This is a genomic window from Amycolatopsis sp. NPDC102522, from assembly GCF_055584485.1.
The window spans coordinates 449,558-472,822 of the sequence record NZ_JBVJLY010000003.1 but is presented as its reverse complement, the minus strand read 5'-3'; the positions used below and the strand labels follow the sequence as shown (position 1 = coordinate 472,822).

General features: G+C 68.1%; 24 protein-coding genes and 3 tRNA genes. 16 read left to right on the top strand and 11 right to left on the bottom strand.

Features of this window, described 5'->3' with window-relative positions; genetic code table 11:
• Positions 1-8 precede the first annotated feature (8 nt).
• From ACZ6YV_RS12540 to ACZ6YV_RS12515, 6 genes are all read right to left on the bottom strand, one after another.
• Positions 9-593, bottom strand: coding sequence for a PaaI family thioesterase (locus tag ACZ6YV_RS12540; protein WP_465509671.1), 585 nt, complete (start codon positions 591-593; stop codon positions 9-11).
• Positions 594-602: 9 nt separating this feature from the next.
• On the bottom strand, positions 603-2,018 hold the full coding sequence (locus ACZ6YV_RS12535) for an MFS transporter (protein WP_465509670.1): 1,416 nt from the start codon (positions 2,016-2,018) through the stop codon (positions 603-605).
• Positions 2,019-2,232: 214 nt separating this feature from the next.
• The gene (locus ACZ6YV_RS12530; protein ID WP_465509669.1) at positions 2,233-2,694 is read right to left on the bottom strand and encodes a hypothetical protein; all 462 of its coding nucleotides are present in this window, start codon (positions 2,692-2,694) and stop codon (positions 2,233-2,235) included.
• Between the two features lie 4 nt (positions 2,695-2,698).
• The gene (locus ACZ6YV_RS12525) at positions 2,699-3,256 is read right to left on the bottom strand and encodes a SigE family RNA polymerase sigma factor (protein ID WP_465509668.1); all 558 of its coding nucleotides are present in this window, start codon (positions 3,254-3,256) and stop codon (positions 2,699-2,701) included.
• On the bottom strand, positions 3,257-3,601 hold the full coding sequence (locus ACZ6YV_RS12520) for a hypothetical protein (protein WP_465509667.1): 345 nt from the start codon (positions 3,599-3,601) through the stop codon (positions 3,257-3,259).
• A 148-nt stretch (positions 3,602-3,749) separates the two neighbouring features.
• Positions 3,750-4,991, bottom strand: coding sequence for a L,D-transpeptidase (locus ACZ6YV_RS12515; RefSeq protein ID WP_465509666.1), 1,242 nt, complete (start codon positions 4,989-4,991; stop codon positions 3,750-3,752).
• A gap of 421 nt (positions 4,992-5,412) precedes the next feature.
• Here ACZ6YV_RS12515 and ACZ6YV_RS12510 point away from each other — a divergent pair, with 421 nt between their 5' ends.
• On the top strand, positions 5,413-5,616 hold the full coding sequence (locus ACZ6YV_RS12510; protein ID WP_003097368.1) for a cold-shock protein: 204 nt from the start codon (positions 5,413-5,415) through the stop codon (positions 5,614-5,616).
• Positions 5,617-5,733: 117 nt separating this feature from the next.
• On the opposite strand, the gene ACZ6YV_RS12505 is transcribed toward ACZ6YV_RS12510, so the two are convergent.
• Positions 5,734-6,156: a hypothetical protein gene (locus ACZ6YV_RS12505; RefSeq protein ID WP_465509665.1), complete on the bottom strand. Its 423-nt coding sequence runs from the start codon at positions 6,154-6,156 to the stop codon at positions 5,734-5,736.
• A 536-nt stretch (positions 6,157-6,692) separates the two neighbouring features.
• Between ACZ6YV_RS12505 and ACZ6YV_RS12500 the strand changes: the two genes are divergently transcribed.
• From ACZ6YV_RS12500 to ACZ6YV_RS12445, 12 genes are all read left to right on the top strand, one after another.
• Entirely contained in the window at positions 6,693-6,953 is a 261-nt protein-coding gene (locus ACZ6YV_RS12500) for a hypothetical protein (RefSeq protein ID WP_465509664.1), read from the top strand.
• 124 nt (positions 6,954-7,077) lie between these two features.
• Positions 7,078-7,857, top strand: a complete 780-nt coding sequence (locus tag ACZ6YV_RS12495) for an SCO6745 family protein (RefSeq protein ID WP_465509663.1) — start codon at positions 7,078-7,080, stop codon at positions 7,855-7,857.
• A 145-nt stretch (positions 7,858-8,002) separates the two neighbouring features.
• Positions 8,003-8,075, top strand: a tRNA-Glu gene (locus ACZ6YV_RS12490).
• A 28-nt stretch (positions 8,076-8,103) separates the two neighbouring features.
• A tRNA-Asp gene (locus ACZ6YV_RS12485) sits at positions 8,104-8,177 on the top strand.
• Positions 8,178-8,208: 31 nt separating this feature from the next.
• Positions 8,209-8,282, top strand: a tRNA-Phe gene (locus tag ACZ6YV_RS12480).
• 80 nt (positions 8,283-8,362) lie between these two features.
• Positions 8,363-8,884, top strand: a complete 522-nt coding sequence (locus ACZ6YV_RS12475; RefSeq protein ID WP_465509662.1) for a hypothetical protein — start codon at positions 8,363-8,365, stop codon at positions 8,882-8,884.
• Between the two features lie 136 nt (positions 8,885-9,020).
• Positions 9,021-10,262, top strand: a complete 1,242-nt coding sequence (locus tag ACZ6YV_RS12470) for an efflux RND transporter periplasmic adaptor subunit (protein ID WP_465509661.1) — start codon at positions 9,021-9,023, stop codon at positions 10,260-10,262.
• Positions 10,259-10,963, top strand: a complete 705-nt coding sequence (locus ACZ6YV_RS12465; RefSeq protein ID WP_465509660.1) for an ABC transporter ATP-binding protein — start codon at positions 10,259-10,261, stop codon at positions 10,961-10,963. The genes ACZ6YV_RS12470 and ACZ6YV_RS12465 overlap by 4 nt, the downstream gene beginning before the upstream one ends.
• Positions 10,960-12,162, top strand: a complete 1,203-nt coding sequence (locus ACZ6YV_RS12460; protein WP_465509659.1) for an ABC transporter permease — start codon at positions 10,960-10,962, stop codon at positions 12,160-12,162. Before ACZ6YV_RS12465 ends, ACZ6YV_RS12460 begins: the two co-directional genes overlap by 4 nt.
• 8 nt (positions 12,163-12,170) lie before the next feature.
• On the top strand, positions 12,171-12,680 hold the full coding sequence (locus ACZ6YV_RS12455) for a hypothetical protein (protein WP_465509658.1): 510 nt from the start codon (positions 12,171-12,173) through the stop codon (positions 12,678-12,680).
• A 37-nt stretch (positions 12,681-12,717) separates the two neighbouring features.
• Positions 12,718-13,110: an alpha/beta hydrolase gene (locus ACZ6YV_RS12450; protein ID WP_465509657.1), complete on the top strand. Its 393-nt coding sequence runs from the start codon at positions 12,718-12,720 to the stop codon at positions 13,108-13,110.
• 39 nt (positions 13,111-13,149) lie between these two features.
• Positions 13,150-13,971, top strand: a complete 822-nt coding sequence (locus ACZ6YV_RS12445) for an arylamine N-acetyltransferase family protein (protein WP_465509656.1) — start codon at positions 13,150-13,152, stop codon at positions 13,969-13,971.
• A 4-nt stretch (positions 13,972-13,975) separates the two neighbouring features.
• Here ACZ6YV_RS12445 and ACZ6YV_RS12440 read toward each other — a convergent pair whose 3' ends face one another.
• Positions 13,976-14,275 (bottom strand): GNAT family N-acetyltransferase, encoded by a 300-nt coding sequence (locus ACZ6YV_RS12440; protein WP_465509655.1) that lies wholly within the window; start codon positions 14,273-14,275, stop codon positions 13,976-13,978.
• Positions 14,272-17,049, bottom strand: a complete 2,778-nt coding sequence (locus ACZ6YV_RS12435) for a sensor domain-containing protein (protein WP_465509654.1) — start codon at positions 17,047-17,049, stop codon at positions 14,272-14,274. The genes ACZ6YV_RS12440 and ACZ6YV_RS12435 overlap by 4 nt, the downstream gene beginning before the upstream one ends.
• Before the next feature lie 246 nt (positions 17,050-17,295).
• On the opposite strand from ACZ6YV_RS12435, the gene ACZ6YV_RS12430 reads away from it, so the two are divergent.
• Complete coding sequence (locus ACZ6YV_RS12430; RefSeq protein WP_465509653.1) at positions 17,296-17,820, top strand: serine/threonine protein kinase; 525 nt, start codon at positions 17,296-17,298, stop codon at positions 17,818-17,820.
• An 11-nt stretch (positions 17,821-17,831) separates the two neighbouring features.
• Here ACZ6YV_RS12430 and ACZ6YV_RS12425 read toward each other — a convergent pair whose 3' ends face one another.
• Positions 17,832-19,181, bottom strand: coding sequence for a nucleobase:cation symporter-2 family protein (locus ACZ6YV_RS12425; RefSeq protein WP_465509652.1), 1,350 nt, complete (start codon positions 19,179-19,181; stop codon positions 17,832-17,834).
• A gap of 148 nt (positions 19,182-19,329) precedes the next feature.
• Here ACZ6YV_RS12425 and ACZ6YV_RS12420 point away from each other — a divergent pair, with 148 nt between their 5' ends.
• Positions 19,330-20,544: an NAD(P)/FAD-dependent oxidoreductase gene (locus ACZ6YV_RS12420; protein ID WP_465509651.1), complete on the top strand. Its 1,215-nt coding sequence runs from the start codon at positions 19,330-19,332 to the stop codon at positions 20,542-20,544.
• Positions 20,545-20,576: 32 nt separating this feature from the next.
• Positions 20,577-21,296 carry a Clp protease N-terminal domain-containing protein gene (locus ACZ6YV_RS12415; protein ID WP_465509650.1) on the top strand — a complete coding sequence of 240 codons (720 nt, stop codon included), beginning with the start codon at positions 20,577-20,579 and terminating at the stop codon, positions 21,294-21,296.
• A gap of 106 nt (positions 21,297-21,402) precedes the next feature.
• On the opposite strand, the gene gndA is transcribed toward ACZ6YV_RS12415, so the two are convergent.
• Positions 21,403-22,842, bottom strand: a complete 1,440-nt coding sequence (gene gndA / locus ACZ6YV_RS12410) for an NADP-dependent phosphogluconate dehydrogenase (RefSeq protein ID WP_465509649.1) — start codon at positions 22,840-22,842, stop codon at positions 21,403-21,405.
• Positions 22,843-23,265: the final 423 nt, after the last annotated feature.

Genomic DNA, 23,265 nt, shown 5'->3' with positions numbered 1-23,265 from the left:
CGAAACGCTCAGGGGTTGATGTCCCATTCGCGTTCGCGCTTGGCCTTTTCGTGCGCGGCGGCGAGCTTCTGCAGCGCCTCGGGGTCCCCGTGGGTGCTGAAGTGCTCGAACTCGACCCGCACGAACAACGCCCGCGCGCGCACCGCGACAGGGCCGTCTTCGGCGTCCAGCCTGCCGTCGGCGCTCACATAGATCTTCCGACCGGCGACGCCGTCCAGTTTCGCGGCGATGTACAGGGTCGAACCGACCGGAACCGGCCGGAGGAAATCCGTCTCCAGTTTCCCGGTGACGGCGGGGCGGCGCAGCAGGTTGCCGACGGTGGCGCCGAGCGCCTCGTCGAAAGCGCAAGCCAGCAGGCCGCCATGGGCGAGGCCGGGCGCACCCTGGTGGGCGGAGGTGACGGTGAACTTGGAGTACACCGTCGTCCCTTCGCCCACCGTCGAATGCAGGTGGAGCCCGGCCTCGATCTCGTCGCCGCACCCGAAGCACTCACCGAAGTGGATGCCGAGATGGCTGCCCGGCTGCGGGGCTTTCGGGTGGACGGTCGCCGGTTCGACTTCGACCGGCGGCCACGGCTGCGAGATACGGCTCATGGACAGACGTTAACTCGCCGGTAGCTCCGAGGCGCCGCCGGGAGTGGCCGTTTCCGGCTTCCGGCGCCGCGCGATCCGCGAGTTCACGATGCCCCGCAGCGAAACCCCGGCCGTCTCCGGCAGCAGCAGGATCGGGATGGCCGCGATCGCCGCCGCGCCCATCAGGTAGTACGCGGGCCACAGGTTGTCGCCGGTGTTCTTCACCAGGCTGCCGATGATGTACGACGCCGTCCCGCCGAAGAGCGCGGTGGAAATGCTGTACCCGATGGAGAAGCCGCCGTAGCGCTCCTGCGTCGGGAACATCGCCGGCAGCGTCGCCGCGAGCACGGCGAGGATCAGCACGAGCGGGATCGCGATCATCGCCAGGCCGAGCATGAGCTGCCAGGCGTTCTGGTCGTCCGCGGCCGCGCCCATCAGCGAGAACGCCGGGATCGGCAACACCAGGAAGCTCGCGCAACTCGCGATCAGGATGGGTTTTCGCCCGATGCGGTCGGACAGGATGCCGACCGGGACGATCAAGATCAGCATCAGCGCGATGGTCGCCAGGATGATCAGCAGTGGTGTGTGCCCGCCGAAACCGACGACGTCCTTGAGATAGGTCTCCAGGTACGTGATCACGATGTAGTCGGCGACGTTCAGCATCACCACGATGCCGATCAGGTGCAGGATCGACGTCCAGTGCTTCTTGAGCAGGGCCTTCAGCGGCGACTTCTCGACCTGGTCCTTCTTCTCGATCTCCTGGAACAGCGGGGTGTCCTCCAGCTTGTTCCGCAGGTAGAGACCGACGATGCCGAGCGGACCGGCGATCAGGAACGGCAGGCGCCAGCCCCAATCGCGCATGGCGTCGTCGCCGAGGACGACAGTGAAGATCGTGACGAACCCGGCGCCCATCGCGAAGCCGACGAGCGTGCCGAACTCCAGCCAGCTGCCCCAGAAACCCCGGCGCCGGGCGGGCGCGTACTCGGCGATGAACGTCGCCGCGCCGCCGTACTCACCGCCCGCCGAGAAGCCTTGGATGGTCCGCAGCAGGATCAAGAGGACCGCCGCGGCCGGACCGATCGTCGCGTACGACGGCAGCAGGCCGATGACGAACGTCGATCCCGACATCAGGATGATCGTCAGCGCGAGAACCTTCTGGCGCCCGATCTTGTCGCCCAGCGGACCGAACACGAAGCTGCCGAACGGCCGCACGATGAAGGTGATCGCCAAGACCGCGAACGTCGCCAGCGCGCCTTCGGACGTGCTGGAAGCGTTGAAGAAAACCTGCCCCAGGATGGCGGGCATGAAGCCGAAAACACCGAAGTCGTACCACTCGATGCAGTTACCCATCGCCGCTCCGGCGACGGCCTTTCTGATCTGTTCAGGTGGGGCCTCCGCGGGTTCCCCTTTTTCCTGATCCGACGCACTCAGCGCCTCTTCGGCCATGGGTTTGACCTCCCGACCCACCCGTTTACTTACCCATCGACGAGGGTTTGTTCCCTCGACCGTAGGTGTTCAAACGTCCGGACTCAGCGTTTTGGCCCGATCGCCCAGGCGTCGTTCCCCCAAAACGGTGATGAACCACCAGGTGAGGTCGATGTCGGGGAATTTCCGATTACTTTGGGTGACATCTTGAGAATCGGACGTTCCGGACGGCGGATCACCGCGTCGTGGTCGCCACCGGCGGTTCGCTCGGCTCCTTGGTCGGGGTGGGCGCGCTGCGGGGAGGGATGATCGTCGCCGTGCGCCCGGGCTGAGACGTCTTGGGCACCGCGCGCGTCTGACCGGGCTTCGTGGAAGTCTCCGGATCGGACGGTTTCCCGGGAGTGGCTTCCGGCTCCGGGGTCGACTCGGCAGGCGACGGCGGGGCGGGTATCGGGGCGATGGTCGACAGGCCAGGGCCCGCGGGTTGCACCGGCGCGGGTCCCTCGCCGCCGCGTCCGCCGACCGCGATCGCGCCGAGCACGATCACCGCGACCGTCGCCAGCGAACTCCCCGCCACGGCCAGCCGCTTGCGTCGTCGCCGGATCCGGCCACCCCGCTCGATGATGTCCGCCGCCCGGATGCCCAGCGGGGGACCACTCGCACCGTGCGAAAGCACGCCTTTGATGTCCTCGTCCATCTCCTCACCTCCCATCGTCGTGCGCTCCGCTCAAGGCCAGTTCGCTGAAATGCGGTCCGAGCCGCTTGCGCAGGGTCGCCAGGCCCCGCGCGCCCTGACTCTTCACGTTTCCCGTGCTGCAGCCCAGCGCCGTGGCCGTCTCGTCGACGCTGAGGTCTTCGAAGTAGCGCAGCACCAGTACGGCCCGCTGCTTCGGGGCGATGCCGGAGAGGGCGTGCCTGACCAGCATCTCCTGTTCCGTGCCCGCCGTTTCGCTCGGGAGTTCGGGGAGGGAGTCGGTGAGCTTCTCCCGTTTGCGCCAGACACGCCGGTGCTCGGAGAGGAACGTCCGCAGCACGATCTTGCGCGCGTAGCCGTCGAGCGCGTCGTGCCGGGAGAGCCTCGGCCAAGCCAGGTACAGCTTCAGCAGCGCGGCCTGGGTGATGTCCTCGGCCTGGTGCCAGTCCCCGCACAGGAGGTACGCGGTGGCGCGCAGGCTGTGAGCGCGCTCGTCGAAGTACCGGGCGAACTCGCCGTCCCACGGCGAGCCCGTCCCGGTCTTCGACGAGCGGCTCAACGACACCTAGTTACCGGCTCCTTCGACGATGGCGGGGAGGTTCAGGTCCCCGGTCGGCCCGGCCGGGACGGCCTTGGGCACGCGGTGCTCGCCCGGGGCGGCGACCGCCGGGGTCTTCTGGGCGGGTCGCGGGTCGCGCGGCGGCGCGGTGGTGGCGCGGGGCGGCTCGACAGGCTTCGTGGTGGTGGGAACAGGCTGGGGCGCCTGGGTGACCGTCGGCGACGGGGCGCTCTGGTCGGCCGACGCCAGCGACGTGGTCGCGAAGGCGGCGCCGCCCGCCAGCAGCAGCGCGCCGAGGGAAAGAGCGATACGAGTACGCAAGAGAGTCTCCTCGATCCGGGCGCCGCTCATTGGCCGCGGCGCCTCACGTCGTTAGACATGCGCCTCGCCCCGCATCGGGTTGCATCGAGTTTCGGAAGGTTCCAGTCCGCGCACGGCAACCAACACGAACGGCCGGAGACCGCAGGGGTCTCCGGCCGCCCGGTTCCATGGAAGTACTTCAGCTCGCGAGAGCGGAAAGCTTGGACCACTCGGCCCAGTCGTAGGTCCAGTCGCTGTAGTCGCGCGCCCGGTTGATCTTCTGGGTGCTGCCCTCGATCTCGACGGGGTCTCCGACCAAGGCGCCGTCCATGTACGCCTTGGCGTTCGCCGGCGCCAGGTTCACGCAGCCGTGCGAGATGTTCTTCTTGCCCTGCGCCCAGATCGACGGCCCGTACCCGTGGATGAACTCGCCGTTGGTGGAGAACCGCACCGCGGACGGGACGACGATGTTCTCGTAGTTGTAGCGCTCGTTGGTCATCGAGTACGTGTCGTGCTTGGACATCACCACGTGCGTGCCGCTCGGCGTGACACGGCCCGGGTCGGCGTCGAGGCCGTAGCTGGCCGCGTAGTCCGCGATCTGCTGACCGTCACGGACCACCAGGAGCCGATGGGTCTGGGTGTTGCCCTTGACGATCTGCGAACGGCCGATCGTGAAGCTCGCCGAGCGGTCTTCCTTGCCGTACACGCCTTCGCCGACCTTGACGCCGTAGATCTTGGCGTTGAACTTCACCGTGGTGCCGGGCTGCCAGTAGGCCTTCGGCCGCCAGTGCACCGAAGTGTCGTCGTGGACCCAGGCCCAGGACCCCTCGGTCTTCGGCGTGGTCTCGACCGACAGCGCCTTCTCGACCGAGGCCTTGTCGGTGACCTTGCTCGGGAACGTCAGCGTGATCGGCATGGCGATCCCGTAGGTCTGCCCGTCGAAGACGTTGATGTTCGCGCCGACCTGCTTGCGCGGCTTGACCGTGGTGAAGGCCCCGCCGATCTCGACGGGCTTGCCGTCGGTGCCGGTGGCCTTGCCGGACCACGTGTAACCCTTGCCGTAGCCGAGCTGTTCGGTGGTGACCCAGCTCTTCTTGTCTTCGGACGGCTGGCCCGCGACCTGCTTGCCGTCCGGGTTGGTCAGTACGACCTGGTCGAGCGTGCCGTCGGCGACGCTGACCTTGATGGGCTGGCCCGGGGCGACGTCCTGCGCACCCGCGGCGGGCTCGTAGGACAGTTTGGCGGGCGCGGCCGCCTTGCCGCCGGTCTCGCCGCTCATCTGGCCGCCGCCGTCCGGCCCGCTGGCCGACACCGTCGGCTCGCTGCTGCACGCCCCCAGCGTCAGAACGGCCACCAGCCCCAGTGCCGCGAGTGCCGTCCGGCGGCGCGCGGTTTCCGTGAACCTCAAAGCTTCCCCTTTGCTCCCCTGTACACCGACCATGACGTCCGGACCGCCCGGTAAGTTGATCCGTCCGGGAGTGATGCGAGTCACAATCGGGTGGATCATAGTTCACGATCGGGGCATGACCGACTTCGGTCCGTGTCCGACGATGAGCTGAGGTCGGCGTGCGGCGACAGGGTAGCGAGAGGGTCCGACAGAAGACGGGCCGGTATACGACGTTCCGGTGACCTTGGTACTTGGGGGTGCTTAGAGTCCGATCACGGGCTTCAAATATGGCCAGATCCCGGTACTCTGCCATCAGGCCGTCGTTTTGCGTGTTCGTGGCTTCACACTCGCGGAACTTCTGACGCGAGCCATGAGCCGGTGACGCGCTCTTTGCTCGACTCGTTGGAACCGCCCGGGACGGTCTGGGTGTCGCTTCGGAGGCACTCGAAGCGGATGTGCAACGAGGAGTAAAGCGGTGGCGCAAGGCACTGTGAAGTGGTTCAACGCGGAGAAGGGCTTCGGCTTCATCGCGCAGGATGGCGGCGAGGGCGACGTCTTCGTTCACTACTCGGAGATCGAGGGACGCGGTTTCCGCACTCTCGAGGAGAATCAGCGAGTGGAGTTCGAAGTCGGTCAGGGTCAGAAGGGCCCGCAGGCCCAAAAGGTCCGCGCGATCTGAGTCCGCCCTTCGGCGTTGCTCAGACTGATCAGAAAAGCCCCCGGCGTTCTCGCCGGGGGCTTTTCTCTGTTCTGAAGACTTCTTTTGGTGTGCTGTTCCGTTCCGGGGGCGACGGGGTCAGCGGGGGACGGGCTGCTGCTCCCACGCGTCGGCGTCGAAGCGGAATTCGTCGGTGTGGGCTTCTTCGTGGCGGCGCTGCTGGGCCGAGTTGGCCTGCGACTCCCACGAGAGGCGCTCGAGGATCCATTCCTGCGCCAGTGCCTGCGGCGACAGGTTGCGCTCGGAGGCGGCGTCCTTGAGCTGTTCGCAGGCGATGAGGTTCATCCGCAGCTGGAACACCTGGGCTTCACCGAAGCGCTTGCCGGTGCCGGTGCTTTCCGGGTCGTTGTCCGGGGCCAGGGCACGAAGGTAGCTGGTGAGCTCCGTGTCTTCGACGACCGCTTCGGCCTCCTTGGAGGAGGAGTTGCGGTGACGACCCGGGTTGACCGGCTTCAAGTTCGTGCGGCTGCCGTTACGACGGCTCAGGGAAGGAAGGGGCACCGGGCCACGATAACGGTTCGGTCTCGGCAAACCAACCACAGTGAGCCACGACACACCCACTTTTCTGTCCCATTTGGCCCAACCCCGACAAGAAACCGATTTCCCATGATCACAAAAAGCAACAACCGCACCATTCGCGCCAGCGTCACTAACTCGTCGACCGCACCGACCCGAAGCTGCCAACCGCCGCAGAACGGACCCTGGGGGTTTGGGGGGTGGCCCCCCAAAACACGGAGCGACCCCCGCGCCAGGGGGAGGAACGCGGGGGTCGGAGGGGATCTCCACAGGCGCTGACCGGGGGTGTGTCAGCAAATCGATTGTTGCACGGTTTGCTGAGAAGGGCGAGTGGGCGCGGGCAGAATTCCGGTCCTCGCGCCACCTGTGGTTCGCCTGTGGTTCATGTGGTGCCGGGATGCGCGTGATTGCTCTGCGTTGTGCGGAGCGTGTCGACAGTTTCACTCTCCGGGGGGCTGTGTGTCGCGGCCGGCTCTGGCTAGCCTCGCGGCCAAGCTGTTCGTTGGCCGTCTGGAGGAACCATGGGTGGGTCTGTGGAAGTGCGACAGTTCCTCCTTCGGTACGAAGGTGCCGATGGGGGAAGCTCGACGACGTTGGCAGGTGGTCTGCCGGCGCAGCGCTCGGGTCAGGGGGATGCCCAGCAGCGGGTGTCCGACGACCAGGTGCGGCGTGCCCGGCTGGCGGTGGCCAATGGGGCGCTGGGTGTCGATGACTGTGTCCAGTTGCTGGACATGCTGGGGTTGACGCTGGATGAGGACGGGCAGGCGCCCGTTCAGCGCTGAGTTCGTTCACGAAAGCCCGGTCGTGCGGTGTTCGCCGCTCGGCCGGGCTTTCGTTTGCCCTTGAGAAGGGGACGCCAGTAATGTAACACTGTTATTATTCAACTGGCGGGAAGGTGCGGACGACATGGGTGACGAAGCGGCCATCGAGGTGGCACGGGAGATCCGGGGCACGGTGCAGGTGCTGGGCGGGAAGTTCATGACCTCTCCGGAGCTCACCGAGGTCGAGGCGGAAGTCGGTCTTCCGCCGCGGACGCTGTACCTGCGAGGGCGTTCGGCGGTGCTCGGCGACCCGCCGCCGAAGGTGGTCGCGGAGCTGTTCGGGATCTTCCCGTCGTGGCTCTTCGAGTTCGCCTTGCCGCCCGCGATGGCGGCCCTCGACGCGGCCTCCGCGGTCCGTGCCTACTCGCGGTCATCGGCGAGGTGGGCGCACGTCAGCCTTTCGGGTGCCGACAATCCCGGCCGTCTGGCGGATCTGCTCTTCCGTCTCGTGGACACCGCGGACGCGAGTGGTCTCGCGTTGTTCGCCGGATGGCAACTCGCCGAACGCCCGGAAGACGATGTCGAGCGGCTGGCTTTCGCGCTCATGGTCTTCCGCGAGTTCCGCGGCGGCGTTCACTTCGCGGCCCTTCGCGCCGTGGGCCTGACGGTGCCCGAGGCCGTCGTCGCGGACCCGGAGGGCGGACGAGGGCGCCTGCTGCGCACCGCGTGGTCCGAGGAGGCGGCCGGCGAACTGATCGCCACGGCGGAGGCGAAGGGTGAGCTACGGGAGCGGTGGAGGCACGCCGAGCACCTGACCGATCAGCGCGTGGCCGAACTTCTCGCCGTCACTCTTACGGACGACGAGCAAGGGGAGCTTCAGCGGCGTCTTGGCGCCCTTCGGGACGTGTCGGCCCTGATATCCTGAACTCTCCGCGTTCTCGCAGGTCCCAGCCCTGTGAACAACTAGGGGACCCCCTGTGCGGGAGCTGAAAAGGGCGTGTCCTATAGTTATGTTCGCTCCCGGGGACACCGGAGAGCGCGGGTCGATCGGTTCGCCGAAACCGAACCGGGCTCCCATCGTCCAGCGGCCTAGGACTCCGCCCTTTCAAGGCGGCAACGCGGGTTCGAATCCCGTTGGGAGTACGCAGTACAGTTACAAAGCAGTATGCAAGGCCCTGTGGCGCAGTTGGTTAGCGCGTCGCCCTGTCACGGCGAAGGTCGCGGGTTCGAGTCCCGTCAGGGTCGCAAGATCGTTCGGCTCCTTGCCGGCGTTCCCGGCCAGGTAGCTCAGTTGGTACGAGCGTCCGCCTGAAAAGCGGAAGGTCGCCGGTTCGACCCCGGCCCTGGCCACCGCTTTCTGAACCGTCTTGACTCAGGTCAAGGCGGTTTTTTCATGCCCGTGGCCGGGATCCAGTGGAAGACTCGGGCCCGTGAACGTCGCAGTGAGCGTGATCACACCGGTAGTCGCCCTGATCGGCGTCTTCCTCGGCGGCTGGCTGTCGTACCGCAATCAGGATCGGCTGTGGTGGCGCGACCACGAACGGCAGTGGCGCGATCAGCGCCTGTCGATCTATCAAGAGTTCCTGGCCGCTTCACGGGAGTACATCGCTTTCGCCCTCGAACCGACCGCCAAGATCGTGGCTCGGCCGCATCCGAGACTGCGGGGGCACCTGATGCCCTACTTCGACGAGGCGGGCCGTCCGTACAAGGAACATCTCGAGGCAGGCATGGTCGCGGTCCGTCTCGTCGCCGACACCGCGAAAGCGGTCGAGACGTCCACCGAGCTCGTCCGGTCCGTCCGGCAGATCGCCGCCTGGCGCGCCGATCACGAGGCGGGGGACCGCGGGGACGAACTCTTCGACGCGCTTTGGGCGGCGGAAGCGGCTTTCGTCGCCGCGGCACGCGACGAACTGGGCCTCACCCCGGATCCACGGGCGGCTACTTCCCGGTGAGAGGGCCGCCTCGACCGAAGCCGAGGCGGTCCTAGTGGCGGTGGCCAGGCTGGGATCACCGGGGCGCCCCGGGATACACAGCGGGCTCACAGGCAATCAACAGGTCATTGCCAAGCAACGGCAGCAGTGTCACCGCATGACGCGAGCTCGCCCCTCCAAGGCCTGGGTGCTCAACGGTGTCCTGGTCGTGCTCCTGGCCGGAGCAGGTTTCGGGATATATCAGGCATTCAGTCCCGAACAGAACACCGCGCAGGCCCAGACCCGCAGTACGCCGGTCCGCCGGGCCACGGTCACCGAGACCGTCTCCGCCGCCGGGACGCTCGCCAGCGGCTACACCGGCACCGCGAACTTCGCCACGGCCGGCAAGGTCGCGTCGATCGACGTGAAGGTCGGCGACGTCGTGTCGGTGGGCCAGAAGCTCGCGACCATCGACAGCGCTCAGGCCGCGAAGGAGCTTCAGGTCGCGAAGGCGAACCTCGTGGTCGCGGGGGACAACCTCGACACCGCCGAGACGGCGGAGGCCACCCCCGTCACCGGCCAGAACTCCCCAAGCGCCCAGAACAGCGTCGCTTCGGCGCAGGCCAAGGTGGACCAGGCCGAGCTCGACGTCCAGAACGCGCGGACCGCGCTCGACAACACCACGCTCCACGCGCCCGGCGCGGGGACGGTCACCGCGATCAGTGGCACCGTCGGGCAGCAGTCCTCCAGCGGCTCTTCCGGCAGTTCCCAGCCGTCCACATCGAGCGGGAACCAGGGGAACTCCAACGCCGCGACGTCGTCCTCGTCCAGTGGCAGCAGCGGGTTCGTCACCATCACGAACATGACGGACCTGGTCGTCGACACCTCGATCGCGGAGATCGACGTCAGCAAGGTCAAAGCGGGCCAGAAGGCGACGGTGACGCTGAACTCGTCGCCGGACAAACCGGTCCAGGCGACGGTTTCCAGCGTCGACCTGACGCCGACGTCCAGCGGCAGCGTCGTGTCCTACCGGACGAAGCTGGCGTTGACCGGCGCGCCGGAAGGCCTGCGGCCCGGGCAATCCGCGAGCGTCGTGGTCACCGTCGCCGAGGCGCAGAACGCACTGAGCGTCCCCGCCGCCGCGGTGCGGACCACCGGCGGCACGAACACCGTCACCGTGCAGGAGAACGGCCAGAACGTCCAGCGCCAGGTGCAGGTCGGGATCCGCGGCGAGTCGACGGTGCAGATCACCTCGGGGCTGACCGAGGGGGAGAACGTCGTGCTGACCGCGACGGCCGCCACCGGCACCACCGGCGGTACCGGGCGGACGGGCGGCACCGGCGGGCTTCCCGGCGGCGGGACCGGCGGTTTCCCCGGCGGTGGCCAGCGCGGCACCGGCACCGGAGGCGGTCGGGGATGAACCCGGTGATCGCGGTCTCCGGGCTGCGCAAGACCTACGGCGAAGGGGAGACCGCCGTGCACGCGTTGCGCGGGGTCGATCTCACCATCCTGCCCGGCGAGTACGTCGCGATCATGGGCGCGTCCGGTTCGGGCAAGTCGACGCTGCTGAACATGCTGGGCTGCCTGGACGTGCCGACCTCGGGGGAGTACCTGCTCGACGGATTCGGCGTCGGCGAGCTCAACGAGCGTCAGCTGGCGTTGCTGCGCAACCGCAAGATCGGCTTCGTCTTCCAGTCCTTCAACCTGGTCCCCCGCACCTCTGCGGTGTCCAATGTGGAGCTTCCTCTTGTCTACAGTGGACTTCGTCGGTCGGTGCGGCGCGAACGGGCGCTAGCCGCGCTGGAGATGGTCGGCCTTTCCGACCGGGCCAAGCATCTGCCGAGCGAGCTGTCCGGCGGGCAGATCCAGCGCGTGGCCGTGGCGCGGGCGCTGGTCACCGGGCCCGCGATGCTGCTGGCCGACGAGCCCACCGGGAACCTCGACAGGCGCAGCACCGCGGACGTCCTCGGCGTCTTCGACCGGCTGAACCGGCTCGGCCGCACCATCGTGGTGATCACGCACGAGGACGAGGTCGCCGCGCACGCCCGCCGGGTGGTCCGCGTCGAGGACGGGCTGATCGTCTCCGACGAGCCGGCCCGCGCGGTGGGAGTGGCGTCGTGAACTTCCTGGAGATCCTGCGGTTCGCGATCCGCGGGCTCACCGCGAACAAACTGCGATCGGCGCTCACCACGCTCGGCATCACCATCGGCGTCGCGGCGGTGATCCTGCTCGTGGCGGTGGGGAACGGCGCTTCCGCCGCCATCGCGGCGAGCATCCAGGGGCTCGGCACCAACGTCGTCAACGTCTCCCCGGCGCGCGGCGGCGGCCAGAGCGCGACGGCGCGACCGTTGACCGTGCAGGACGCGCACGCGCTCGTCGACCCGATCGGCGCGCCGGACGTCAAGGCGGCGTCCCCCGTGGTGACCACGACGGCCACCGCGACCCGCGGCCAGACGTCGTACGACATCCCGAGCGTCGTGGGCACCGAACCCGCGTACTTCACCACGACCAACAAGGAGATCGCCGACGGCGCGCTGTTCACCGCCGAAGACGTGACGGCCGCGCGGAAGGTCGTCGTCCTCGGCGCGACGACGGCTCAGTCGATCTTCGGCACGGCCGAGCCGGTGGGCGGGAACGTACTGCTCAACGGCATCCAGTTCACCGTCGCGGGCGTGCTGAAGGCCCAGGGGAGCACCGGGCCGCAGAACGCCGACGACGTCGCGATCGCGCCGATCTCGGCGGTGCAGAACTCCTTGGCGGGCTACGGAAGCCTGAGCCAGATCGCCGTGCAGGCGACCGGCGCGGATTCCGTTTCCCTCGCCCAGACCGAAATCACCGCGATCCTCGACGCGCGGCACGGCATCCGCGCCGGCGGCACCGCCGACTACCAGATCCAGAACTCCGAGCAGCTGCTCGCGACCCGCACTTCGGCCACCGAGACGTTCACCGTGCTGCTCGCCGCCGTCGCGGCGATCTCGCTGCTGGTCGGCGGGATCGGCGTCACCAACATCATGCTGGTGACGGTGACCGAGCGGATCCGCGAGATCGGCATCCGCAAGGCCGTCGGGGCACCGCGTTCGGCCATCCTCGGCCAGTTCCTCGCCGAAGCGACCATGCTCAGCCTGTTCGGCGGGCTGCTCGGCGTCGCGATCGGGCTGATCGGCAGCCGGTTCACGATTTCCGGGATCCAGCCGGTCGTGGTGCCGTCCTCGATCTTCCTCGCCTTCGCGGTTTCCGCCCTGATCGGGCTGTTCTTCGGGGTCTTCCCAGCGAACCGGGCCGCGAAGCTGCGGCCGATCGACGCCTTGCGTCACGAATAGGAGTCTCGATGCCGTCTACTGAACCGACCGCGGAGGAGATCGTCGCCGGTCCGGCGGTGACCGGTGATCTCCACGACGAGATGCGCCGCGCCGCACGGCCGTTCTCCCGGACCACGCAGGTGCTGGCCGGTCTGGTCGCGCTGGCGGCCGTGTTCGCCCTCGGTGCCTGGACGCATGCCGCGTTCGGCTCGGCTTCGACCCCGGCGGCGCCCACCCGCCAGGCCGCCGCGCCGGGTGGCCAGGGACAGCCGGGCGCGCAGGGGCAGGGTGGCACCCGCGGCGCGGCCGGGCGCGGCACCACGGGAACGGTCGACCGCGTCGACGGGACCAAGGTGTACGTCAAGAACGCGCAGGGCGGCGAGATCACGGTGTCCACAACGGACGACACGACCGTCGGCGTGACACAGGCGGGCAAGCTCGCCGACCTCAAGCCGGGCTCGACGGTCGTCGTCCAAGGACAGACCGGTGACGACGGGACGGTGGCCGCGCGGTCCATCACGCAGGAGGCCGGAAGGTAGGGCCATCGAACAGAGCGGCAGCGCGCAGAGCTCGCTGATGCTGGCACTCGTCTGCGGGGACACCTCCGCGCCGCGGGGCCGCGAGCACTACTGGCGCACCGTCCAAAAGGCACGCGCGACGCAGCCGATCTTCGGCCCGATGCACAGCATGGCCCTGCCGTGCGCGTTCTGGGCGCCGCCTCGTGAGCGGCCGACGGTGGTCGGCAACGACCTGCCCGCGCTGATCGTCCAGGCGACCGGGGACACCCGGACCTCGTACGAGCACGGCCTCGGCATGCACCGGGCGATGCGCGGCTCGAAGCTGGTGACCGTCCCGGTCCGCTCGCACGGGATCTTCGGCGCGTACCCGAACAAATGCGTGGAGGCAGCGGTGAACCGCTATCTCCTGGACGGCACGCTTCCCGCCAAGGACAGATTCTGCGCCTCCTGATCTTGACCTCGATCTAGGTGGAGGTGTCAGGCTCGGAGCATGACACTCGCACCTGAACAGGTCGACGAATGGACTGTCGACACCCTCGACCTCGACGCGTACCTCGGCCGGATCGGCCAGGACCGGGCGAAGCCGTCCGCCGCCGCGCTGCGTGAGCTGGCGAAGGCCCACGTCCTGGCCGTTCCGTTCGAGAACGTCGACGTCGTTTTGGGACAGCACAAGGGGATCGCCCTCGACGACGTGATCGGCAAGCTCGTCCACCGTCATCGCGGCGGCTACTGCTACGAGCACGGCAGCCTGTTCGCGGCGGCCGCCGAGCAGCTCGGCTACCCCGTCCGCCGCCTGGTCGCGCGGGTGCAGCCGCAGAAGAACGGCCCGTACACGCATATGACGCTCGTCATCGAGGCCGACGGCGTCCAGCACCTGGTCGACGTCGGGTTCGGCGCCGGGATGCTGGTGCCGATGCCGCTGGTCGACGGCGCCGTCGTAGACCAGGCGGGCTGGCCGCACCGGCTCGTCGCCGACGGAGACCGGTGGCGTTTGCAGAAGCTGGAGGGCGACGACTGGACCGACCTGCACGCCTTCACGCTCACGCCGATGCACCGGATCGACTACGAGGTCTACCACCACTACACGTCGACGCATCCGCGTTCGCCGTTCACCGGGCAGCTGGTGATCATGCGGCTGGAGGAAGGGCTCAGCCGCAAACTGGTCGGCACCGAGTTCATCGTCGAACGTCCGGACGGGACGAAGGAGACCATCACGATCCCGCCCGAGCGGCTCGACGCGACCCTGCGCGAGCTGGACGTCGTCCTCACCGAGGACGAACTCGCGAAGCTGCTGAAGATCTACCCGGGCTGAGGGCTCAGAGTTCGAACTCGGCGCGCTTGTCCTCGGGGACGAGGTCCTCGTACTCGCGATGCTTCGCGATGTACGAGCGCACGTACGGGCAGTAGGGCAGGACGGACCTTCCCTGCGACCGGACGTCGTCGAGCGCGGCGGACACGAGCTTGCCCGCCAGGCCCTGGCCCGCGAAGTCGTCCGAGATCTCGGTGTGCAGGAACAGGATCGCGTCCGGCCGCGTGCGGGTTTCCAGGAACCCGGCGGGTTTCCCGTCCACGACGATGTCGTAGCGGTCTGTTCCGGAAGTGATCTCGACACTCATTCAGCGGCTCCGAAAAGTTCGTCCGGCGGCACGGGGCGGCCCAGGTGGAAGCCCTGTGCCTGGTCACAGTTCAGCTCACGCAGGACGGTGAGCTGATCTTCGTCTTCGACACCTTCGGCGACGACGATCAGGTCGACGGCGTGCGCCATCGCGATGATGCTCTTGACGATCGCGGCCGCGTCGCGCGATTCCGCGATGCCGGTGACGAACGTGCGGTCGATCTTGAGTGTGTCCAGCGGGAGCCGTTGCAGCTGCGCGAGCGACGAATAACCGGTGCCGAAGTCGTCGATCGCCAGCGAGACACCGAGATCGCGCAACGACGTCAGGACTTCGGCGGCCGCGGCCTGGTCCCGCATCAGCGCGCTCTCGGTGACCTCCAGGGTCAGCGCGTGCGGCGGCAGCCCGGTCGTCTTCATCGCGTCCTGCACGGTGGGTACCAGATGCGGGTCGTCCAGCTGCCGGGCCGACAGGTTGACCTTGAGGTTCAGGTCGATGCCGAGCTGTTCGCGCCGTTTGGCGATCTCGCGCGTGGTCGTGCGGAGGACGTACTTGCCGATCAGGTTGATCAGGTCGCTTTCCTCGGCCAGCGGGATGAACTCGGCGGGCGAGATCGTGCCGTGCGCCGGATGTTTCCAGCGCAGCAACGCCTCCACCGCGACCATCTCGCCGGATTCGATGTCCACGACAGGCTGGTACGCCGTCCAGAGTTCCTCGTTCTGCAGGGCGTCGCGCAGGTCCTGCTCCATACGGAGCCGCCGCTGCATCCGCTCGCGGAGCTCGACGTCGAAGAACTCGTAACGCGCGCGGCCGAGCGTTTTCGCCTGGTACATCGCGACATCCGCGTCCCGCAGCAGGTCTTCGGCGGTCCGGGTGTCGTCATTGGCCGCGGTGACGATGCCGATGCTGGCGTCGATGTGCAGCTGCCTGCCGTTGACCGTGATCGGTTCGGTCAGCGCCTCGCGCAGCTGCCCGGCCAGCGCCTTGATCTCGTCCGGTTCGGTGATCTCCGCGGTGACGACGACGAATTCGTCGCCGCCGAGCCTGCCGACGAGGTCGTTCTCGCCGATCCCCCGGCGCAGCCGTTCGCCCGCGATGCGGAGCACCTTGTCGCCGACGGAATGCCCGAGGGAATCGTTGATCACCTTGAACTTGTCGAGGTCGATGAACAGCAGCGTGGTCAGCTCGGCGCGGCCGGAGCCGGACAGCGCCTCGGCGAGGCTGTCGAGCACCAGCGTCCGGTTCGCGAGTTCGGTGAGCGGGTCGTGCGTCGCCTCGTGGGCGAGCCGCTCGCCGATGGCGCGGCGTTCGGTGATGTCGGTGAACGAGGTGACCACCGCCATGGCCGACGGGTCTTCCGGGGTCAGCAGCCGCGAGGTCAGCGAGATCCAGACGTCGCCGCCGTCGGGCCGCCGCAGCCGCAGCACGAGCCCGGTCTGCGTGACCCGGGTGCGCCGGGTCACCACCGACGGCATCCGCGCGGGTGGGAGGCGGCCCTGTTCGTCGTAGAGCTCCAGCGTCACGCACGGGATGCCGATGAGGTCGTCGTGGTCGACGCCGAAGATCCGGCACGCCGCGGGGTTGGCCGATTCGATGAGGCCGCCGGGGCCGATCACGACCACGCCTTCGTCGAGCGAGGCGACCACGGTGCTGTAGCGCCGCTCGGCGCGCCGCCGGGCCGTTTCGTCGGCGCAGACCAGGACGAAACCGTCGTTCATCTCCGCGGCCGAGATGCGGATGGCCAGGGTCGAGCCGTTGCGGTGGCGGTGGGTCGTCTGCAGGACACCGCCCTTGCGCAGCACCGCTTCCGGGTCGAGCGGGGCACCGACGAGGTCGCTCACCGTGCCGCCGATCGCCTCGCCCGCCGTCCAGCCGTAGACGTTCTCCGCGGCGGGGTTCCAGCTGGTCACCATGCCGGTGCCGCTGGTCGCGATGATCGCGTCGCTGACGTGGCTGATCAGCGCGGCCTGGTAGCGCAGCGTCGCTTCGGCGGCCTTCTGCGCGCTGATGTCGCGCATGATGACCTGGAACGCGGGCCTGCCTTCCCAGGTCGTCCGCACCGAAATGCTCTGGACCAGGTATTTCGTGCCGTCGAGGCGGAGCATGACGGCGTCGGTGGGATCGGTCGACGCGCCCTGGCGGTGCAGCGACGCGATCCTGTCCAGCAGGGCCGGGAGCGATTCGTCGGCGACGAGGTCCATGATCGGCCGCCCGATCAGTTCGGCGGTCGAGGACGCTCCGAGCGCGGTGACGGCGGCCCGGTTCACATAGGTGACGACGCCGGCTTCGTGGACGCAGACCGCGTCGGGGCTGAGCTCCACCAAGAGCCGGTAACGGTCGGTGAGGTCTTCGAGGGCTTGCCGGTTCTCGCGGACGTCGGTCACGTCGGTGGCGATCCCGAGCAGTCCCGAGGAGAGGGTGCCGTCACCGATGGTGCGGGCACGCAGGCGGATCCAGCGGAGCTCACCCGCCGGGTTGCGGATCGACTGCTCGAGTTCGAACTCGCGCCAAGGCGGGGAAGTACGGGTGCCCGACGTCAGCGGGGCGACCAGATCGGCGAGCCGTGCCTCGATCACGGCTTCGGTGAGACCGGCTCCACCCAGCAGGTTCTCCAGTCCGGGCAGCCAGGACAGCGTCTCGGCTTCGAAGTCGTACGACCAGATGGCGGCGTGGTCGCCCGCGAGGCCGAGATCGCCGACCGGCTCGTTTCCGAGCGGTGCGCCTGTCGGATGACCGGAATTTCCGGCCCCCGGCACGGCGAGGGCGTCAGCCTCCATGATCCGTCCGAACCCCCTCTTTCGGTGCTGGCACCGTCGATTACACCACCCGCGGAGGGCGCTGTATACGCGAACCGAAGGTCGGCCGCCGCAGATATGCGCGAAAGCATATGAATACACGCTGTGTGACTGGCATACGCTAACGTGTTCCATCGGGTGAATAATTTTTGGTTAACTTCACCCATTCAGCGGTGAGTTGCGGTAAAACTACTGTTCGCTCGATCCCGGTGCGGAAGGTCTCAACTAGTGGATGACGACGACGTTTCGGTCGCCGACCTGCTCATTCGCGAGGGCTGGGATGACCACGAGGAGTCACGGGCAAAGTCACGCTGGAGAGTGATCGCGGTGGTGATCGCCGTGGTCGTCGCCTGTGGCGCGGCCGGTGTTCTCGTCGGGTTCGATTCGGATCCCGAGCAGAATGCGCAGCCGAACAACATCAGCGTCATCGAGATGCCGAAGCGGCCTTCGGAGAACAGGGGAGCCGACGCGACGTCGGCGGTCCCGTCCACCGAGACGGTCGAAACCGGCGACGGCGGGACTTCGTCGAAGCCCAGCAAGACGACGTCGAGCCGTCGCACGTCGAGTTCGGCCGCGTCGACGTCCGACTCCCCGGACACTCCGACGACTCCGACCTCGTCACACGCGCCCGCCGACCCGCCGAAGCCGACGGGATCAACGGTCCCTCCTCAGCCGCCCAACCAGACCCCGCCGCCGCCCTCCACGACACCCACCGAAGAGTGCAACCTGTGGCCGAAGTGGCTCTGGTGTTAGGGCTCGGGTTTTCAGGGCGCCTGCAGTAGATCGGGCTCCCGGCGCTTGCCGAGGTGGTTGAACAGCAGGTTGAGGGTGAAGGCGACGATCGCGGCGACCGTGATCGGGCTGCCGCAGATGGTCTGCAGCCACGCCGGGAAGTGCTGGAAGAAGATCGAGTTCCCGAACCGGTTCGTGGAGAACGCCGGCAGCAGGCCGACGCCGAACGACACCGCGACGATGAACGTGTTGTGGTTGCCGGAGAATTCCACCTTCTTCAGGTTCTGTACGCCGACCGCGGCGACCATCGCGAACATGACCACCGCGACGGCGCCGATCACCGGTTCCGGCACGGCCGCGACGAAGGCGCCGACCTTCGGTACCAGGCCCATCAGCACGAGCAGGCCGCCCGCCATCGCGACCACCCAGCGGCTGCGCACCCCGGTCATCTGCACGAGCCCGACGTTCTGCGCGAAAGCCGTGTCCGGGAACGAGTTCATCGCGCCGCCGAGGATGGCGGAAAGACCGTCGGTGGCGAGCCCGCGCGCGAGGTCCGAATCGGTCGTCGGCCGTCCGGTGATCTCGCCGACCGCGACCAGGTCCGCGGTGGATTCGGTGTAGGTCACCAGCATCACGACGCACATCGACAGCACGGCCGCGATCGGGAAGGTCGGCGGGCCGAAGTGGAACGGTGACGCGAGGCCGAACCAGTCGGCGGCGGCGATGGTCTTGAAACTCACCAGCCCCATCGGGACGGCGGCGGCCAGGCCGAGGAGCAGGGCCAGCAGCGGGCCGATCTGGTTCGCGAATCCGCGCAGGACGCGGGTGAACAGGACGATCACCGCGATCACGCCGAACGCGAGCGCGATGTTGGCGGGCTTCGCGTAGTCCGGCGACGTGGTGTCGTGGCCGGCGATCAGGCCGACGCCGGGGCCGATGAGCGAGATGCCGATGACCACGAGCAGCGTGCCCGAGACCAGCGGCGGGAAGAACCGGATCATCTTCGCGAAGGGTTTGGCGATGAGCAGGCCGAACACTCCCGAAGCGATCATCGCGCCGTAGACGGCCTGCATGCCGTACTGGGACGCGATCATGATCATCGGGTTGACCACGGTGAACGTCGCGCCGGCCACCACCGGCAGGCGAATGCCGAAGATCCGTCCGATCCCGATCGCCTGAATCAGCGTCGCGATCCCCGCGACCAGCAGATCCGCGTTGACCAGCAACGCGATCGTCGCCGCGTCCAGCTTCAGCGCGCTGCCCACGACGAGCGGAACGGCCACCGAGCCCGCGTACATGATCGTCATGTGCTGCAGGCCGAGCAAGGTCAGCTTCGGCAGCGGCGGGCGGGCGTCGACCGGATGGATCTCGGGCCGGGTCATGCGACCCCCTCCTGACGTGCGGGAACACCAGTGGATTCGTCGGTCATGACCGTAGCGCGTCTTCCGCGTGAGGATCACGTCGCGAAAGGGCGGTCGAAAGGGCCGGAGCTGTGTTGAATGGGGATCGGGCACAACGGAAGGAGCGCCGATGGAGACCGTCCTCGTCGTAGGGGCCGGGCAGAGCGGGTTCGGAGTCGCGACCTCGCTGCGGGACAAGGGGTTCGACGGGCGGGTGGTGCTCATCGGCGACGAGCCCGGGCTGCCGTATCAACGGCCTCCGTTGTCGAAGGGCTATCTCGCCGGGACGGCGGGCGACGCCCAGTTGCGCTTGCGGCCCGAGGACTTCTTCGCGGAGAAGGGCATCGAGCTGATCCCGGGCCGGGTCGCGTCGGTGGATCGGGACGGCGCGAAGGTGGTGCTCGACGACGGGAGCGCCCACGAATACGACCATCTCGTGCTGGCGACGGGAGCGGTCAACCGGGTGCTGCCGGTACCGGGGTCCACTTTGGACGGTGTGTTCACCTTGCGCACCAAGGACGACGCTGACGTCCTGCGTGCCGCCCTGGAAAGCGCGGAGAACGTGGTCGTGGTCGGGGGCGGCTTCATCGGGCTGGAGTTCGCCGCGCATGCCGGGCGGCCCGTGACGATCGTGGAGGCACAGGACAGGCTCATGGCCCGCGTCGCGACTCCGGAGGTCTCGGCGTTCTTCGCCGCCCTGCACGAGGGGGCCGGGCACACGATCCTGCTCGGCGAGGGTGTCGCCGCACTGCGTGGGGATGGCCGGGTGACCGAGGTGGAACTGGGCGACGGCAGCCTGCTGCCCGCCGATCTGGTGCTGGTCGGGGTCGGCGTGGAGCCGCGGACACGGCTCGCGGAGGAGGCCGGGCTCGCCGTGGCGAACGGTGTCGTCGTCGACGAGCACCTGCGCACGAGCGACCCGAAGATCTCGGCGGTCGGGGACTGCGCGAACTTCCCGTGTGTCCAGGCGGGGACGGCGACGCGCCTGGAGTCGGTGCAGAACGCCGTCGACCAGGCACGGGCGGCGGCCGCGGCCATCGCCGGCGAACCCGCGCCCTACGACAGCCTGCCCTGGTTCTGGACCGATCAGCTCGGCGCGAAACTGCAGATCGCCGGGATCCTGACCGGGGCGGAGAAGACCGTCGTGACCGGGGACCGGGAGAGCGGGAAGTTCTCGGTGCTGTCGTTCCGGGACGGCGTGCTGGCCGGGGTCGAGTCGGTGAACCGGCCGCCGGACCACATCGCGGCGCGACGGCTTTTCGCCGCGGATCCGGCGCCGCGGTTCGAGACGCTGGAGGCCAACGGCTTCGATCTGAAGGCGACCTTTGCGTCAACCCGTGGTTGACGATTGAAGAGCGTCAACCTAAAGTTGACGGCATGACGAATCCAGTCCGGCTCGACGACCTCATCTCCCACATCAAGCAGCAACATCCCGACGGCAACGTGCTCGGCCAGCTGTCCGACGCGGTCTTCCTCGGCGAACACCTCGGCGAAGTGGCCGACCACCTGATCGGCCACTTCGTCGACCAGGCGCGGCGTTCCGGCGCGTCCTGGACCGAAATCGGCAAGAACATGGGGGTGTCCAAACAGGCCGCCCAGAAACGCTTTGTCGACTCCAGCGGCTCTTCGCTCGAAGACCTGGTGAAGGTGTTCAGCCGCTACACCGACCGCGCACGGCACGTCGTCGTCGTTTCGCGGGACGAAGCCGTCACGGCGAAGAGCCCGCAGATCGAGCCCGCGCACCTGATCCTCGGTCTGCTCGCCGAACCCGCCGCGCTCGCCGCCGGGGCGATCGTGGCGCAGAAGGTGACCCTGGAAGCCGTCCGCGAGGCCGCGGTGGCCGCGTTGCCGGAACCCGCCGAGGAACCGGCGGAGGCGGCGAAGATGGCTTTCGGGGCGCAGGCCAAGAAGACGCTCGAACTGACGATGCGGGAATCGCTGCGGCTCGGGCACAACTACATCGGCACCGAGCACATCCTGCTGGCCCTGTTCGAACTCGAGAGCGCTTTGCTGACCGGGCTCGGCCTCACGAAAGAGAAGACCGAGGCGACGATCCTGCGGTCCCTGGCGGAAATCGTCGCGGCACGCGGGGAATGACGCGGATCGCGCTCACCGTCCTGGTGTTCGTCGCCCTCGTCCTGTTGGCCGCCTGTGCGTGATGGCCCCTTTCCTCGGGGTCGGGGGCCATCACGGCAGACAGCTGTCAGGCGGAGGACTCGGGACGGCCGTCGGCGGCCCAAGCGGTGTGGAACGAACCTTCCCGGTCGACCCGGCGGTACGTGTGGGCACCGAAGTAGTCCCGCTGCCCCTGCACCAGCGCGGCGGGGAGCCGCTCCGCGCGCAGACCGTCGTAGTAGGCCAGCGCGGTCGAGAAGCCCGGTGTCGGGATGCCGAGCCGCACGGCGGTGGAGATCACCGAACGCCAGGAGTCCTGGGCGTCCTCGACGGCCTTGCGGAAGCCGCCGGAGGTCAGGAGCGTCGGCAAACCGGGCTCTTCGGCGTACGCGGCGGTGATGTCGTTCAGGAACTTCGCGCGGATGATGCAGCCGCCGCGCCAGATGGACGCGACCTTGCCGAGGTCGATGTCCCAGCCGTATTCGGCGCCGCCCGCCTGGATCTGGTTGAAGCCCTGGGCGTACGCCACTACCTTCGACGCGTACAGCGCCTGTTCCACGTCGTCCGCGAAGGTGTCCAAAGCGGACCCTGTCAGCGGAGCGCGCGAAGGACCGCCGAGACCGCGCGAGGCCTCACGCAGGTTCGACGAACCGGACAGCGAGCGCGCGAAGACGGCTTCGGCGATCCCGCTGATCGGCACGCCCAGGTCCAGTCCGATTTGGACGGTCCAGCGGCCGGTGCCCTTCTGCTCCGCCTGGTCCGCCACGATGTCGACGAACGGCTTGCCGGAAGCGGCGTCGGTGTGGGCCAGCACCTGCGAGGTGATCTCGATCAGGTACGAGTCCAGCCGTCCGGAGTTCCAGTTCTGGAAGACCTGCGCGATCTCGGCGGGGGAGTAGCCGCCCGCGCCGCGCAGCAGGTCGAACGATTCGGCGATCAACTGCATGTCGGCGTACTCGATGCCGTTGTGCACCATCTTCACGAAATGCCCGGCGCCGTCCGCGCCCACGTGCGTGCAGCACGGTTCGCCGTCGACCTTCGCCGAGATGTCCTCGAACAGCGGCCCGAGCGACTGGTACGACTCCTTGGACCCGCCTGGCATGATGCTCGGCCCGTGCAGCGCGCCCTCCTCGCCGCCGGACACACCGGTGCCGACGAAGTGGATGCCCTTCTCGCGCAGCGCCGCCTCGCGCCGCCGGGTGTCCGCGAAGTGCGCGTTGCCCGCGTCGACGATCACGTCACCCTTTTCGAGGAGCGGGACGAACTCGTCGATCACGGCGTCCGTCGGCGCACCGGCCTTGACCATGATCACGACCTGACGCGGCCGCTCCAGCGCGTCGACGAACGCCTGCGCCGAATACGCCGGGATGAAGTCGCCTTCGTCGCCGAACTGCTCGACCAGTTCCTTCGTCCGCTGCTCGGAGCGGTTGTGCAGGGCCACCGTGTGCCCGTGCCTCGCCAGGTTCCTGGCCAGGTTGCGGCCCATGACCGCCAGGCCCGTGACCCCGATGCTCGCCTTCTTGCTCATCCGCACCCTTCCGCTTCGATTCCCGTGCCGAGCCTATCCCCGTTGAGGGATACGGCGCCGGGGCGAGAAGGGATCAACCGGGAGTTGTCCACAACCTGGCCGACCTGTGGACAACCCGGCTCGACACCGGACCGGCGGGGAGACGAGGAGGTGTGTGGGAATAGGGACGTTGAACGTCCCAATTTCCACACGGCAATCACCCTGAGTGATACCTCGCGCTCTCGCCGGCGCGGTACCTGGGCTTTATCTCTCAAGCGAGCACGACTTGCCACTCACGACCACTTCGAGCAGGCAGACGGTGTCGCGAAAGCCACTTTCGCAACCTTCAACCGGAAGAAATTTGGATTATAGCAAACCCATAAGCCACCCGCGCGCAGACCCGCCAACCTGGAGAAACACAATTTTGGGCGAAGGAAGCAGAGG